13 protein-coding genes and 2 tRNA genes are annotated in these 13,369 nt (G+C 75.8%); 7 read left to right on the forward strand and 8 right to left on the reverse strand.

Annotated features, from left to right (window positions below; translation table 11 throughout):
- Positions 1 to 33: 33 nt before the first annotated feature.
- Both AB0J00_RS04520 and AB0J00_RS04525 read left to right on the forward strand, forming a co-directional pair.
- Positions 34 to 110: transfer RNA gene (locus AB0J00_RS04520), tRNA-Met, on the forward strand.
- Between the two features lie 270 nt (positions 111 to 380).
- On the forward strand, positions 381 to 2,000 hold the full coding sequence (locus AB0J00_RS04525) for a methyl-accepting chemotaxis protein (RefSeq protein WP_357740773.1): 1,620 nt from the start codon (positions 381 to 383) through the stop codon (positions 1,998 to 2,000).
- 108 nt (positions 2,001 to 2,108) lie between these two features.
- Here the strand turns inward: AB0J00_RS04525 and AB0J00_RS04530 are convergent, their stop codons facing one another.
- The 8 genes from AB0J00_RS04530 to AB0J00_RS04565 all read right to left on the reverse strand — a co-directional run bounded on the left by AB0J00_RS04530 (position 2,109) and on the right by AB0J00_RS04565 (position 9,792).
- On the reverse strand, positions 2,109 to 2,828 hold the full coding sequence (locus tag AB0J00_RS04530; RefSeq protein ID WP_357740777.1) for a PIG-L deacetylase family protein: 720 nt from the start codon (positions 2,826 to 2,828) through the stop codon (positions 2,109 to 2,111).
- A 1-nt stretch (position 2,829) separates the two neighbouring features.
- A complete protein-coding gene (locus AB0J00_RS04535; RefSeq protein WP_357740780.1) occupies positions 2,830 to 3,423 on the reverse strand; it encodes a hypothetical protein in 594 nt (197 codons plus the stop codon).
- A 128-nt stretch (positions 3,424 to 3,551) separates the two neighbouring features.
- On the reverse strand, positions 3,552 to 4,073 hold the full coding sequence (locus tag AB0J00_RS04540) for a hypothetical protein (RefSeq protein ID WP_357740783.1): 522 nt from the start codon (positions 4,071 to 4,073) through the stop codon (positions 3,552 to 3,554).
- A gap of 191 nt (positions 4,074 to 4,264) precedes the next feature.
- Positions 4,265 to 5,002, reverse strand: coding sequence for an HAD family hydrolase (locus tag AB0J00_RS04545; RefSeq protein ID WP_357740786.1), 738 nt, complete (start codon positions 5,000 to 5,002; stop codon positions 4,265 to 4,267).
- The gene (gene wecB / locus AB0J00_RS04550; RefSeq protein WP_357740789.1) at positions 4,999 to 6,150 is read right to left on the reverse strand and encodes a UDP-N-acetylglucosamine 2-epimerase (non-hydrolyzing); all 1,152 of its coding nucleotides are present in this window, start codon (positions 6,148 to 6,150) and stop codon (positions 4,999 to 5,001) included. The genes AB0J00_RS04545 and wecB overlap by 4 nt, the downstream gene beginning before the upstream one ends.
- Positions 6,147 to 7,268: an ATP-grasp domain-containing protein gene (locus AB0J00_RS04555; protein WP_357740792.1), complete on the reverse strand. Its 1,122-nt coding sequence runs from the start codon at positions 7,266 to 7,268 to the stop codon at positions 6,147 to 6,149. Before AB0J00_RS04555 ends, wecB begins: the two co-directional genes overlap by 4 nt.
- The gene (locus tag AB0J00_RS04560; protein WP_357740795.1) at positions 7,265 to 8,368 is read right to left on the reverse strand and encodes a hypothetical protein; all 1,104 of its coding nucleotides are present in this window, start codon (positions 8,366 to 8,368) and stop codon (positions 7,265 to 7,267) included. Before AB0J00_RS04560 ends, AB0J00_RS04555 begins: the two co-directional genes overlap by 4 nt.
- Positions 8,365 to 9,792, reverse strand: a complete 1,428-nt coding sequence (locus tag AB0J00_RS04565; protein ID WP_357740798.1) for a glycosyltransferase family 2 protein — start codon at positions 9,790 to 9,792, stop codon at positions 8,365 to 8,367. Before AB0J00_RS04565 ends, AB0J00_RS04560 begins: the two co-directional genes overlap by 4 nt.
- Before the next feature lie 97 nt (positions 9,793 to 9,889).
- Between AB0J00_RS04565 and AB0J00_RS04570 the strand changes: the two genes are divergently transcribed.
- The 5 genes from AB0J00_RS04570 (at position 9,890) to AB0J00_RS04590 (ending at position 13,346) form a co-directional block, all read left to right on the forward strand.
- Positions 9,890 to 10,438, forward strand: a complete 549-nt coding sequence (locus AB0J00_RS04570) for an arsinothricin resistance N-acetyltransferase ArsN1 family B (protein WP_357740800.1) — start codon at positions 9,890 to 9,892, stop codon at positions 10,436 to 10,438.
- Between the two features lie 56 nt (positions 10,439 to 10,494).
- A tRNA-Met gene (locus AB0J00_RS04575) sits at positions 10,495 to 10,571 on the forward strand.
- A 94-nt stretch (positions 10,572 to 10,665) separates the two neighbouring features.
- On the forward strand, positions 10,666 to 11,802 hold the full coding sequence (gene galT / locus AB0J00_RS04580) for a galactose-1-phosphate uridylyltransferase (RefSeq protein ID WP_357741359.1): 1,137 nt from the start codon (positions 10,666 to 10,668) through the stop codon (positions 11,800 to 11,802).
- Positions 11,803 to 11,834: 32 nt separating this feature from the next.
- A complete protein-coding gene (gene galK / locus AB0J00_RS04585) occupies positions 11,835 to 12,995 on the forward strand; it encodes a galactokinase (RefSeq protein ID WP_357740803.1) in 1,161 nt (386 codons plus the stop codon).
- Between the two features lie 63 nt (positions 12,996 to 13,058).
- Positions 13,059 to 13,346: a GNAT family N-acetyltransferase gene (locus AB0J00_RS04590; protein WP_357740806.1), complete on the forward strand. Its 288-nt coding sequence runs from the start codon at positions 13,059 to 13,061 to the stop codon at positions 13,344 to 13,346.
- Positions 13,347 to 13,369 lie beyond the last annotated feature (23 nt).

Here is a 13,369-nt window from a genome sequence, read left to right on the forward strand (position 1 = left end):
CCTCCGCAGCGTGGTGTATGGTGGTCCTACCGACGCGGGGTGGAGCAGCTCGGTAGCTCGCTGGGCTCATAACCCAGAGGTCGCAGGTTCAAATCCTGCCCCCGCTACCACACGACGAAGGGCCCGGCGCACGTGCGCCGGGCCCTTCGTCGTCCCGGCCTCCGGCACGGCCAGGTGCGGGCGAGGTGCGGGAACGCCCGGGGCCGCTCCCGCCGTGCGACCCGTGGACGGGCGCGCTGCTGCCGACGCTGGCCGGCCTGTGAGTCGGGTCGCAGCCGGCTTCCGGGACTCGGCTCCACCCGGACCCTCCCGTGGCCGAAGGTCCGGAGGTCCCCGGCCGTCCGGACCCGTGTCCCACCCTGTTCTGGAGTCTCCTGCACATGAGCCTGCTCGGCCGTCTCCGCACCGGCCCGCGTCTGTTCGCGGCCTTCCTCCTCGTCTTCGCGCTCTCCGCGGCGGCCACCGTCGTGGGCCTGGTCGGGCTGGGCAAGCAGCACTCCGCCGCCGTCCAGGCTGACCACCTGCGCGTGCTGGTCGAGGAGATGGACCGGTCGGCCTACTACACGTCCGACATCGGCGCCTACGAGATGGGCGTCGGCATGGACGCCTACTACCTCGGCACCGCCCAGGCGATCGACCCCACCGCTCCCAACCGCGCGGGCCTGCTGGCCGACGTGGCCGCGGTGAAGGACTTCCTGGCCTCGGTGCACACCGGGTGGATGACCCCGGCCGAACGGGCCGACTTCCAGGTGCTGGCGGACAAGTGGCAGGGCTACCTGGCCACGGCCGACCAGCAGGCGACCATGCTCGCCGCCGGGGGGAACGCCGCCCGCACGGTCAGCGCGTGGCTCAACGACGACAAGAACGGGCAGCTCGCGGCGTACCTCGAGCTCACCGACATCTCGACCAAGATGGTGTCCGAGGTGCAGCACCGGGCCGCCAGCACGGCGGCGGCAGCGGCGTCCTCGGCGGTCACCTACCGGACCGCCACCCTCGCGACCCTGGCCGCGGCCCTGGTCGCGGCCCTGCTGCTCGCCAGGGTCGTGCAGCTGTCGGTGACCCGGCCGCTGCACCGCTGCGTCGAGGCGTTGCGGGCCCTGGGCCGCAAGGACCTGTCGGTGCAGCTGGACGTGAGCTCCCGGGACGAGATGGCGGACATGGCGCGCGCCCTCAACGAGGCGACCGGCGGGATGCGGGAGGCCGTGGGAGGCATCGACGGCAGCGTGCGCACCCTGACCACGGCCTCGACCGGCCTGTCCGAGGTGGCCACCCGGCTGTCGGGCTCGGCGGCGCAGGTGTCCGACCGCGCCCAGGGGTCGGCCGCGGCCGCGGCCACCGTCAGCTCCAACGTGCAGACGACGGCGAGCGGGGCCGAGGAGATGAGCGCCTCCATCCGGGAGATCGCGATCAACGCCCAGCAGGCCGCTCAGGTCGCCGCGTCGGCCGTCGACACCGCCCGCGCCACGACCGCGACGGTGGCCAAGCTCGGCGACTCCTCGACCGAGATCGGCAACGTGCTGAAGGTGATCACCTCGATCGCCGAGCAGACCAACCTGCTCGCCCTCAACGCCACGATCGAGGCGGCCCGGGCCGGCGAGGCCGGGAAGGGCTTCGCCGTCGTGGCGAACGAGGTCAAGGAGCTGGCCCAGGAGACCGCCCGGGCCACCGAGGACATCGCCCGCCGCGTCGAGGCCATCCAGGCCGACACCGGTCAGGCCACGAGTGCGATCGCGGACATCAGCGGGATCATCGACCAGATCAACGACTTCCAGGCGGCGATCGCCGCTGCGGTCGAGGAGCAGACCGCCACCACGCAGGAGATGAGCCGCAGCGTCGCCGAGGTCGCCGGGGGCGCCACCGCCATCTCGACGACCGTGGTCGGCCTGGCCTCCGCCGCGGAGGCGGCGCAGGACGAGGCGCGGGGCACCCAGCGTGCCTCGGACGAGCTGGCGTCGCTGGCGGGGCAGCTGCGCGGTCTGGTGGGCCAGTTCACCGTCTGACCGGCTCGACCCGATCGCGGCCACTGCCCGACGACGAAGGCCCCCTCACCGGACCCGGTGAGGGGGCCTTCGCCGTGTCCCGGGGCGGGCACCCCGGGACGACCTGCTTCAGGGGGCCGCGACCAGCGGCTGGGCCACCACCCGCTGCTCGGGCAGGAACGGCAGCCGGTGCGCGTCGGGCACGGCCGGGGCGACCACGGGGGTGACCGGCGCGAGGTCGAGCACCATGCGCGTGGGCGCGAACGCCTCGGCGTAGCCGATCCGCGCCTGCGAGCCCCAGTGCCGGGCCGAGGCGATGACGGCGTCGGGCTCGACCATCGCCGAGAGCTCGACCTGCGAGGCGTGCGCCTCCAGGGCGGCGAGCTTCCCGGAGAGGTAGGCGGTCACGTCGACGAAGACCGTCGGGGTGAAGGTCAGCGTCGAGGGGCTCTGGAAGTGCAGCACCCGCGACAGCCGGCGGGCCGCGGACAGCGTCGCCGCGGCGACCGCCCGGTGGTCCTGGTGGCTGTCGTCGGGCGCGTGCACGTAGACCAGGTCGGCGCCGGTCTCCTGGACCGCCCGCTCGACGATCCGCACGGTGGCGGCGTCCGCGGTGAGCGTGCAGTCGCGCAGCCCACCCCAGCGCAGCCCGGCGCCGAGCGCCTCGCTGGCCCGGCGCTGCTCGGTCCAGCGGCCGCGCACCTGGTCGGAGGTCCCCGGGCCGTTCTCCCCGCCGGTCATCACCAGCATGGTCACGGTGTCGCCGGCGGCGGCGTGCGCCAGCAGGGTGGCGCCGCAGCCGAGCTCGATGTCGTCGGGGTGCGCCCCGACGGCCAGCACGTTGCGCATGTCAGACGGTCCCGGCTGCCGTGGCGGAGGCGCGGACCGACCGGCGGCGGGCGCGCCAGGCGGCCGCCCCGGCGACCAGGCCGGCGCCGGCCAGCGCGATGGTCCACCCGGTGCCGTTGCCCTCCGCCGGGAGGCTGGTGCCCGGGGCGCAGATGCCGGAGGCGTACGCGGCCGCCGCGTAGTTGAGGGTGGTGCCGTCGAGCGTGTAGGTGATGCCCGCGGCGATGTCCGCCGAGTAGACCTTCACCGAGAACGTGGCGTGGTGCGTGCCCGGCTGGAAGGTCGTCGTCTGCGGGCCGTTGTACTTGGTCGGCGAGAAGGTGTTCGCCGACCCGACCGGGATGCTCCGCGTGGTCGACCCCGAGTTGGTGTAGCCCAGGATGGCGGTGTAGTCGCCGTTGCCGGCGTCCATGTAGCAGTCCAGCAGCGGCTTCACGGTGCCCGTGGTCGTCGTGGTCGTGGTCGTCGTGGTCGTCGGGGCGGTGGTGGCGTCCGCCGCCGAGGCGGTGGCGGGGGTGGCCAGCACGACCAGCGCGGCGGCGGCGACGCCGGCGGCGGCGCGCGGGCCGAGACGCCGGGCGGGGTGAACGGTCATCGCGGTGTCCTCGTGTCCTCGGCGGTCGCTCCGCCGGTCTGCAGTCCCATCGACCACGGGGCCGGTGGGGTGGAGTCGGCACGGGCGGCCTCCCCCCGAGGGGGGAGGCCGCCCGTGGGTGCGGTGGGTCAGGCCGCTGGTGTCGCGGCCTGGGCGGCGGTCGTCCGCTTGCGCAGCCGGCGCAGGCCGACGGCACCGACGGCGCCCGCGGCGACCAGGCCGATCGCCATGCCGGTGCCGTTGCCCTCGGCCGGCAGCACGGTGCCGGGGGAGCAGACGCCGGAGGCCTGGGCGGCGGCCAGGTAGTTGAGCTGGTGGCCCATCAGGTACCAGGAGGCGCCGCTGTTCACCTCGTACGCGCTCACGTCGACCTTGATCACCGCGTGCCGGGTGCCCGGGTCGAAGTTCGACGGCAGCACCGCGTTGTACTTCGACGGCGAGCTGTAGTTGCTCGTGCCACCGGCCGGCACGTTCCGCCGCCCGACGTACGTGCTGGTGTAGCCCAGGATGACCGTGTAGGTGCCGTTGCTGTTGTACGTGTAGCAGTCCAGCATCGGCGTGATGTCCCCGGTCGTCGTCGCCGACGCGGTGCCGGGGGTGCCGACCATGACGATCCCGGTGGCGACGGCGCCGAGGGCGACGCGCGACACCAGTCGCCGGATGCTCCGTGGGCGGGAGTGCGGAACCTGCATGGCCTGTCCTCGTGTCCTCGGCGGCTCGTCCGCCGTTCTTGGTGGGTCGTTCGTCGCGCTTCGTGACAAGTTGAACGCGCAACGTGGCGAGAGGAAAGTGGTGTCCCCAGTGCGGGTGAGACCGGTCGCCCGGTCGGCGGGCCGCCCCGTCACACCTGGACACCCAGCGTGACCAGCGCCAGCTCGGCGGCGGCCGGGAAGGTGGGGGCGACCGCCCAGGCGGCCGGCTGGTCCGGGGCGTCGGCGTACTCGCCCTGACGCACCCGCACCGCCCGGGCACCCACGGCGGCCGCCACGGCGACGTCCTTGCCGGGCCGGTCGCCGATCACCAGCAGCCGGTCGGCGGGCACGCCCAGCCGGTCGGCGACGGCGAGCAGCCCGGCCGGGTGCGGCTTGCGCAGCGCCCGGCCACCGAGGGAGTCGGTGACCACGACGACCGGCAGCAGCGGGCCGAGGCCGGTGGCGGCGAGCTTCGCCGCCTGGATGCCTGGGTGGCCGTCCGTGAGGCAGGCCAGCGGCACCGCGGCGGCCAGCGCGGCCAGCGCCGCCGGCACGCCGGGGTAGGGGTCGAGCCGGTCCGGCGCGTGCCGGGTGAAGGCGGTCACCAGCGGCGGCACCAGCTCCGGCAGCGCCGCGGCGGGCACCCCGGCGGCCAGCAGCGCCCGGTCGATGGTGCCGCCCGCGTCGGAGCCGGCGGCCAGCTCGGCGCGCAGGGCGGTGTGCACGGCCGCCCCGTCCAGGCCCAGCCCGGCGGCCGCGGCGCCGACCGCGGCCGCGGCCCCGGCCAGGTAGGCCGACTGCGGGTACAGCGTGTCGTCCAGGTCCACGACGACCGCCAGCGGCGGCGGGCCGGTCCACACCGGGGTGCCGCCTCCGGGCGCGGTCACCACGGCAGCCGCCCGTCGGTGAAGTCCGGCTCGGTGAGCGCCAGCAGCGCGTCGGTCGCGTCGTCGGCGAGGACGGCGGCCACCTGCGGGCCGGTGCTGCCGTCGCCGTACGGGCAGGCCAGCTGGTCGGCCCGCGCCTGGCCGGCGGGGGAGGTGTGCGCGGCCGCGGCGGCCAGCACGGCGGCTGCGGCCCCGTCGTCCGCGAGCGACGCCAGCGTGGTGGTGCCGGCCTCCACGCCCTCCCAGCGGGGGGTGGACGCGCGCAGCACGACGACCGGGACGCCGAGGAAGGCGGCCTCCTCCTGGATGCCACCGGAGTCGGTGACCGCCAGCCGCGCCGAGCCCAGCGCCGCCAGCAGCGCGTCGTACTCCAGCGGCCCGGTGAGCGAGACCCCGGGGTGGTCGGCGAGCGCGGCGGTCAGCCCCGCGTCGGCCAGCCGCGCGGCGGTGCGGGGGTGCACCGGGAAGGTGACCGGACCGACCCGGTCGGCCAGCGAGCGCACGACGGACACCAACCTGGCCAGCCGGTCCGGGTCGTCGACGTTGGTGGGGCGGTGGGCGGTGACCAGCACGCCGGCGCGCTCGTCGACCGGCGTCCGGCGGACCCCGCGCTCCACCAGCGTGTCGATCACCGGGTTGCCGACGACGAACACGCGCTCGGCGGGCACGCCCTCCGCGGCCAGGAACGCCGCGGCGCGGGCGGTCGGGGCGAAGTGCAGCTGAGCCACCGCGGCGGCCACCCGGCGGTTGACCTCCTCGACGCTGCGCGCGTTGAGGCTGCGCAACCCCGCCTCGACGTGCGCGAACGGCACGCCGGCGGCGCGGGCGGCCAGCGCGTAGGCCGGCACGGTGTTGGTGTCGCCGAGGGCGAGCACCAGGTCGGGGGAGAACCGGGCGACGGCGGCCGCGGCGTCGGCGTGCAGCGCGCCGGTGCGGGCCGGCTGCTCGGCCGGCAGGCTGCCGCGCCAGGTCGGGGTGAGGCCGAGGTCGGCCTGCAGCCGCGAGCTCAGCGCGGGATCGGTGTGCTGGCCGGTGTCGACGACGGTCACCCGGTGCCCGGCGGCGGTCAGCGCCCGCACCACCGGGGCGAGCTTGACCACCTCCGGGCGGGTGCCGAAGGGCACCAGCACGGACCGGGAGCGGGTCACGCCGGGACCTCCGCGGCGGCGGTCATCGGGTCGGCGAGCGGCAGGCCGTCCGGGCCGGTGAACGCCTCGGCGAAGTAGCGGGTCATCCGCACGCCGGAGGTGAACCACAGGTGGGGCAGCTCGCGGTCGGGCTCGCGGATGCCGGTGAGGTAGGCCGACACGACGTCGGCACCGGCGGCGAGGGTCAGCGGCAGACCACCGGAGAAGCGGGGGTTCACCTCGACCACGGTCGCGCTGCCGTCGTCGGCCACGAAGCCCTGGACGTTGGCCGGGCCGGTCAGCCCGACGGCGGCCAGCGTCTCGCGCACGACCGCGGTGACCGCCTCGGAGTCGAAGGTGGTGCCCTTCACCGAGATGCCGGCCTTGGTCTCGTCCCGCCAGCGGGGCACCACGGTCAGCACCTCGCCGTCCCGGCCGACCAGCGCGTCGGCGGTGAACTCCCGGCCGGGCAGCCGGGTCTGCACGATGAGGTCGGGGTGCGTGCTCAGCGCGGCGACCACGGAGCTCAGCCGGTCCAGCAGCTGGACGCCGCGGCTGCCCCGCCCGGTGCGCGGCTTGACCACCCAGGGTCCGGGGACCGAGGAGGCGCCCAACGGCGTCGTGGCGGTGGTCGGGTGCGCGACGAAGCGGGCGTGCAGGCGCTCGGCGAACGCGGCCTTGTCGCAGCACAGGTCGACCGCGGCGACGTCGGGCAGCCAGGTGGCCACCCCGGCCGCCGTCAGCCGGTCGACGCCGGCGGTCAGCGCGGGCAGCTCCTCGGCGACGGTGCTGATCAGGGCGTCGACGCCGTAGGTGGCCGCGGCCCCCAGCACGGCGTCCAGGAAGCGCGGGTGGTCGGCGCGGGGGAGCACGACCGACGCGTCGGCCAGCGCACCGCCGGCGGCGGAGCGGTCGGCGTCGCCGGCCACCACCCGGTGCCCGAGGGCGACCAGCCGCCGGACCACGGCGACCCCGGCGGGACCGCCGGAACCGGTGACCAGCACGGCGGGCGGGCCGGCCGGACCGGCCGCCGTCGCGGGGGCGCCGGACGGCGCGGACTCGAGGGGCTGCCGGGGCCGGGGGATGGCCGGGCGCACCGCCGGGGGGACGGCGGGCGGTGGGGTCGAGGCGTCGGTCATCGCTGGTCTCCGAGGGGGTACGGCTGCGCGGCACGGGTCGGCCGCGCGAAGGACGAGGGCTGCGGCACGGCGGGCCGGGCGGGCGCGGCGGGTGCCGCCGGGGCGGGTGCGGGAGTGGTGGCGGGGCGCCGGCTGAGCAGCCAGCCGCGCGCCCAGAGGCGGATGGCGGCGACCCGGTCGTTGGTGACCGGTTCCCACTGGCGGGCGGCGACGCCCGCGGCGAGCGCGTCGAGGACCTCCGCCTCCCGCTCGTAGGTGGCCACGGCCAGCAGCGAGGCGGTGTGCGCGCCGAGGCCGTCGGCCACCAGGGCCTGCACCCGGGTGACCCGCTCGGCGGCGGGCAGGTGGCCGATGCGGTAGTCGATCCGGCCGCTCTCCCGGCGCCGGGCCAGCCGCCGGGCCAGCGGCTTGGGCAGCACGTAGCGGTAGTAGAGGGTGGTGAGCCGGCGCCGGCGTCGCCGGATCTGCGCCTCCTGCTCCGCGGCCCGGTAGCCGAGGCCGGGCCGGGCCCAGCTGCTGGGGCGGCGGGCGGTGTGCCGGCCGGCGACGTCCTGCTCGGCGCGCTCGGCCGTGGGCAGGGTGATGCAGACCATGAGCAGGAAGCCCCCCAGGGTGGCCGCGAGCGTCCAGACGGTGCCGACCCAGTCGTGGAACAGGACGAGGGCCGGGCGGCCCCAGAGCAGGCCGGCGTAGGTGGAGGCGATGAGCCGCAGGTCGTTGGCCGAGACCACCGCGACCAGCGCGACCACGAGACCGGCGACCGCGTGCAGCCGGCGGCTCCGCATCACCGCGACGGTGAGCGCGGTGAGCCCGCAGACGGTGAGGATCGACGAGCAGGACGTGGTGACGACGCCGTTGACCATCTCGTCGCCGCGGAACATCAGGATGTGGCCGGGCAGGACGCCGGAGACCCGGTCCTCCCCGAGCAGGTTCAGCAGACCGGTGACCCAGGCGGCCTCGTGGACGCGCAGCCACTCGGCGCCCCAGCGGTAGCCGGTCAGGCAGATCACGACGGCCAGCAGCAGCTCGACGCTGACGGCGAGCCGCCGGCGGTTGACGCTGCGCAGCCCGCGGGGCCGGCGCGGCAGGACGGCGGTCACCGGGCCGCTCCGGTCAGGGGGGCGACGTCCGGCGCAGGGGTCGGCGTCACGGTCGACGTCGTCCCGGTGCGGGAGGTCTTCACCCACGAGTACCGGCGGCCGAGCATGCCGTCGAGGTAGGCGCGGGTGGTGATCCAGATCGACAGGGCGAAGGCCGGCAGGAAGCCCAGCAGGCTCCAGGCGGCGCGCCGCTCGACCCGGCCGACCAGCAGGCCCACGGTCAGCTCGGCCAGCGGGCCGACGAACAGCAGCATCGACAGCGGCAGCAGCCCGATGATCGGCTGCTCGCCGATGCCGAAGGCGCGCAGCACGGTGAGCAGGACGCCGATGCCGCTGAGCACCGGCACGTGGTAGGTGAGCAGGAACAGCACCGACTCGGCCTTCTCGACCAGCGAGAGGTGCCGGCTGCGCAGGATCGGCCAGGTGTAGTCGCGGAAGCACTTCTGGTGGCCGCGGGCCCAGCGGTAGCGCTGGGTCCAGAACCGGCGGGCGGTGACGACCGCCTCCTCGTAGTCGATCGCCGAGACGTCGTAGCGCACCCGCTGCCCGCGGATGAGCACCCGCAGCGTGAGGTCGGTGTCCTCGGTGACGGTGTCGGGGTTCCAGCCGCCCAGCGCCCGCAGCGTGGACATCCGCACCGCGCAGTTCGCGCCGCCGTACGCGGGCAGCTCGAACAGCGCCTGGCGGCCGTACTCGTTGACCAGGTAGCCGGAGAGGAAGTCGACGAAGACCGTGGTGGCCATCGTGGAGTCGGGGCCGTTGCGGATGACGCAGCGGCCCATGACCGCGCCCACCTGCGGGTCGCGGAAGTGGCGCACCAGCCGGCGCAGCGCGTTGGGCTCCGGCTCGTGGTCGGCGTCGAAGACCAGCGCGATCTCGGCGTCGACGGTGGCCAGCGCGTCGTTGAGGGCGCCGGACTTGCCGCCGCCGGACCCCGCCGGGCGGTGCAGCACCCGCAGCCGCGGCTCGACCGCGGCCCAGGCGTCCAGCTTCTCGCCGGTGCGGTCGTCGGAGCCGTCGTCGACCACCACGAGGGTCAGCCGGTCGGCCGGGTAGTCCAGCCCGAGCAGCGCGGTGACCATGCCGTCGACGACGAGCTCCTCGTTCTTGCAGCCCACGAAGACCGCCACCGAGGGCGTGTAGCCGTCGAGGTCGACGTCGGCGGCCAGCAGGTCGCCCTCGGCCCAGCGGGCGGCGGAGACGGCGAACGCGAGGTGCCGGAAGAAGTAGACGGCGAACACGACGTTGAGGGCGCCGGCGATGACGCCGAGCACCGGGCCGACGCCGAACGCCACGCACGACCCGGCCAGCAGGGCCACGTAGGCGGCCAGCACCCAGGGCCGTCCGTCGGGCTTGCCGGCGTGGGCGCCCGTCGCCGGGCCCGTCGCCGCTGCTGCCACCTCGCTGCCCCCTGCCTGCGTCACCGGAACGGGGACGTCCCCCGTTCACCTGATCCGGTGATCGGCACGGGACGCGGACAGCTGTAGCGGCGGTTCCGGCCTCACCCGGGAGGATGAGACGGTGACCAGCGCGCCCGCCGTCGTCCGGCCCGCCGACGTGCCCGACGCGGCGGCCGTCGCCGCCGTCTACGCGCCCTACGTGACCGGCACCGCGGCGTCGTTCGAGAGCGAGGCGCCCGACGCCGCGGAGCTCGCCCGTCGGATGCTGCGCGGGCCGCGGCTGCCCTGGCTGGTCGCGGAGCGGGACGGCGAGGTCGTGGGCTACGCGTACGCCGGCCCGCACGGCACCCGCCCGGGCTACCGGTGGACGGTCGACTGCTCGGTGTACCTGGTCGCGGGGGAGCAGGGCCGGGGCACCGGGCGGGCGCTGTACCGGCGGCTGCTGCCGGAGGTCCGGCGGCTGGGGTACGTGACGGCGTACGCGGGCATCGCGCTGCCCAACCCCGGCAGCGTCGGGCTGCACGAGTCGCTGGGGTTCACGGCGGTCGGCGTCTACCGGCAGGCGGGCTTCAAGCTGGGCCGCTGGCTGGACGTCGGCTGGTGGCAGCTGCCGCTCGCCACCCCGCCGGAGCAGCCCGCCGAGCCGCGGGCCTGGGCGCCGCACGGGTGACGTCGACCCCCCGCTGCGCGACCGGTCGTTGCCTGGGGTAATGTCATCTCTGCCGACGCGGGGTGGAGCAGCTCGGTAGCTCGCTGGGCTCATAACCCAGAGGTCGCAGGTTCAAATCCTGTCCCCGCTACCACCACCGGAGGCCCGGTCACCGCCAGGTGACCGGGCCTCCGTTGTGTGTGTGGCCGCCTGCGGGTGGCGGTCGCGACGACAGGAGGGCCGTGCAGATGGGACCGGGGTCGACGGGGACGCCGCAGCTGTGGCCGGGTCAGGTGACCGAACGGTCGCTCGCCGACGGGCGGCCGATCCTCTACTTCGACGACGAGCGCAGCGACGGTCCGGTGCACGAGGCCGTCGACGAGCGCCCGCTCGAGGAGCCGCCGCACGCGGGTGAGGTGCGCTACGACGTCCTGACCGGCGAGTGGGTGACCATCGCCGGCCACCGGATGAACCGGACCTTCCTGCCGGCCGCCGCGGACTGCCCGCTGGACCCCACCCGGGACCCGTCGCACCCGAGCGAGGTGCCCGACGACGAGTACGACGTGGTGGTCTTCGCCAACCGCTTCCCGAGCTTCGCGCCGCACACGGTGGGCCCCGACGGCGCCGCGCCGCCGTTCGGCCCGGCCGACGGGCCGGCCTACGGGCACTGCGACGTCGTGGTGTTCTCCAGCGACCACGAGGCGTCGGTGGTCGACCTGCCGCAGAGCCGGATGCGCACCATCGTCGAGGCCTGGGCGCAGCGCACCGCCGCCCACTCGGCCGACCCGGCCGTGCGGCAGGTGTTCGTGTTCGAGAACCGCGGGCAGGAGATCGGCGTCACGCTGACCCACCCGCACGGGCAGATCTACGCCTACCCGTTCATCCCGCCGCGCGCCGGGCAGCTGGTCGAGCAGGCCCGCAAGCACCGCGCGGCGACCGGCGGCAGCCTGCTCGCCGACGTGCTGGCCGCCGAGCAGGCCGAGGGCCGGCGGGTCGTGCTGAGCGGCGAGCACTGGACGGCCTACGTGCCGCGGGCCGCGCGCTGGCCGGTCGAGGTGCACCTGGCGCCGCACCGCGACGTCCCCGACCTCGCCGCGCTGGACGACGCGGAGAAGGCCGAGCTGGCCGTCGTCTACCAGGAGCTGCTGCGCCGGGTCGACCGGTTCCACCCCGGTGTCGACAAGGTCCCCTACATCGCCGGCTGGCACCAGGCGCCGACCGGCGAGGAGCGCGACCTCGGCCGGCTGCACCTGCAGCTGTTCTCGCTGCTGCGCGCGCCCGGCAAGCTCAAGTACCTCGCCGGCTCGGAGTCGGGCATGGGTGCCTGGATCAACGACACGACGCCGGAGCGGATCGCCGACCGGCTGCGGGAGGTGGCGTCGTGAGCGGACAGCGGCGTGAGCGAACGGGGCACGTCGTGAGCGGACAGGAGCAGGCGGACCTCGCGGTGGCGGCGCTGGAGGAGGCCTTCGGGGTCGACCCGGACGGCGTCTGGACGGCGCCGGGCCGGGTGAACCTGATCGGCGAGCACGTCGACTACAACGGCGGCCGCTGCCTGCCGTTCGCGCTGACCCGGGTCACCGCCGCCGCGGTGCGCCGCCGGGACGACGACGTCGTCCGGCTGACCAGCACCGACCCGGAGGCGGAGACCTTCGAGGGCACCCTGGCCGACCTCGGCCCGGGCGCCGTGTCCGGCTGGGCCGCCTACGCGGCAGGCACGCTGTGGTCGCTGCAGCAGGCCGGCATCGACGTCCCCGGGCTGGACCTCGCGGTCAGCAGCGACGTGCCGCTGGGCGCCGGGCTGTCGAGCTCGGCGTCGCTGGAGGGCGCGGTGGCCGTCGCCGCCGCCGAGCTCGCCGGCCGGGCCGATTCCGCGGAGCTGCGCCACCTGCTCATCCAGGCCGCGATCCGGGCCGAGAACGAGGTCGTGGGCGCCGGCACCGGCGGCATGGACCAGACGGTCGCGCTGCTGGCCGAGGAGGGCTCGGCGCTGCTCATCCACACCCGGGACTTCCGCACCGAGCCCGTGCACCTGGGGCTGGAGGAGGCGGGCCTCGAGCTGATGGTCATCGACACCCGCGTCAAGCACACCCTCGCCGACGGGCAGTACGCCAAGCGCCGCGCGGACTGCGACGAGGCGGCCCGGCAGCTGGGCCTGGAGTGGCTGTCCGACGCCACGATCGGGGACGTCGACCGGCTGGCCGACCCGCGGCTGCAGGCGCGCACCCGGCACGTGGTCACCGAGAACCAGCGCGTCGACCGGGTCGTCGAGCTGGTGCGCGCCGGGCGGGTGGCCGAGATCGGTCCGCTGCTGGACGCCTCGCACGCCTCGCTCCGCGACGACTACGAGGTGTCGGCGGTCGAGCTCGACGTCGTCGTCGAGGCGGCCCGGTCCGCCGGTGCGCTCGGCGCCCGGATGGTCGGCGGCGGGTTCGGCGGCTCGGCGATCGCGCTGATCCGCCCCGCGGACGCCGAGGCGGTCGGCGCGGCCGTCGTCGCCGCGTGCCGCGACCGCGGGCTGACCGAGCCCGGCACGCTCACCGTCACCTCCGGCCCGGCCGCCCGCCGGCTCTCCTGACCACCTGGGCACGCGCCGCCAGGCCGGGGAACACCCCGGCCCGGCGGCCGGTTCGCACCCGGCATGGAGCCGACCGTCACCGACGCCCCCGACAACAGCCGGTACGAGATCCGCGACGGCGACCGCCTGCTCGGGCTGGCCGCCTACGAGCGGCGCGGCCGCCAGGTGGTGTTCACCCACACCGAGGTCGACAGCGGCGACGAGCACCACGGGCTGGGCAGCGCGCTGGTCCGCGGGGCGCTGGACGACGTCCGGTCCCGCGGCGAGACGATCGTGCCGCTGTGCTCGTTCGTCCGCGGCTGGGTCGAGCGGCACCCCGAGTACCGCGACCTGGTCGCCCAGGAGGCCTGACCCGCCTCCGCCCGGCCAGCTCC

The organism is Modestobacter sp. NPDC049651 (assembly GCF_040659695.1).
Classification (GTDB): domain Bacteria; phylum Actinomycetota; class Actinomycetes; order Mycobacteriales; family Geodermatophilaceae; genus Modestobacter.

What these genes read in the sequence shown, in the direction of transcription:
- AB0J00_RS04555 (WP_357740792.1), bottom strand. Translation starts at nt 7,268, where the DNA reads ATGACCGACGCCTCGACCCCACCGCCCGCCGTCCCCCCGGCGGTGCGC.
- AB0J00_RS04590 (WP_357740806.1), top strand. Translation starts at nt 13,059, where the DNA reads ATGGAGCCGACCGTCACCGACGCCCCCGACAACAGCCGGTACGAGATC.
- AB0J00_RS04525 (WP_357740773.1), top strand. Translation starts at nt 381, where the DNA reads ATGAGCCTGCTCGGCCGTCTCCGCACCGGCCCGCGTCTGTTCGCGGCC.
- AB0J00_RS04535 (WP_357740780.1), bottom strand. Translation starts at nt 3,423, where the DNA reads ATGACCGTTCACCCCGCCCGGCGTCTCGGCCCGCGCGCCGCCGCCGGC.
- galT (WP_357741359.1), top strand. Translation starts at nt 10,666, where the DNA reads ATGGGACCGGGGTCGACGGGGACGCCGCAGCTGTGGCCGGGTCAGGTG.
- AB0J00_RS04530 (WP_357740777.1), bottom strand. Translation starts at nt 2,828, where the DNA reads ATGCGCAACGTGCTGGCCGTCGGGGCGCACCCCGACGACATCGAGCTC.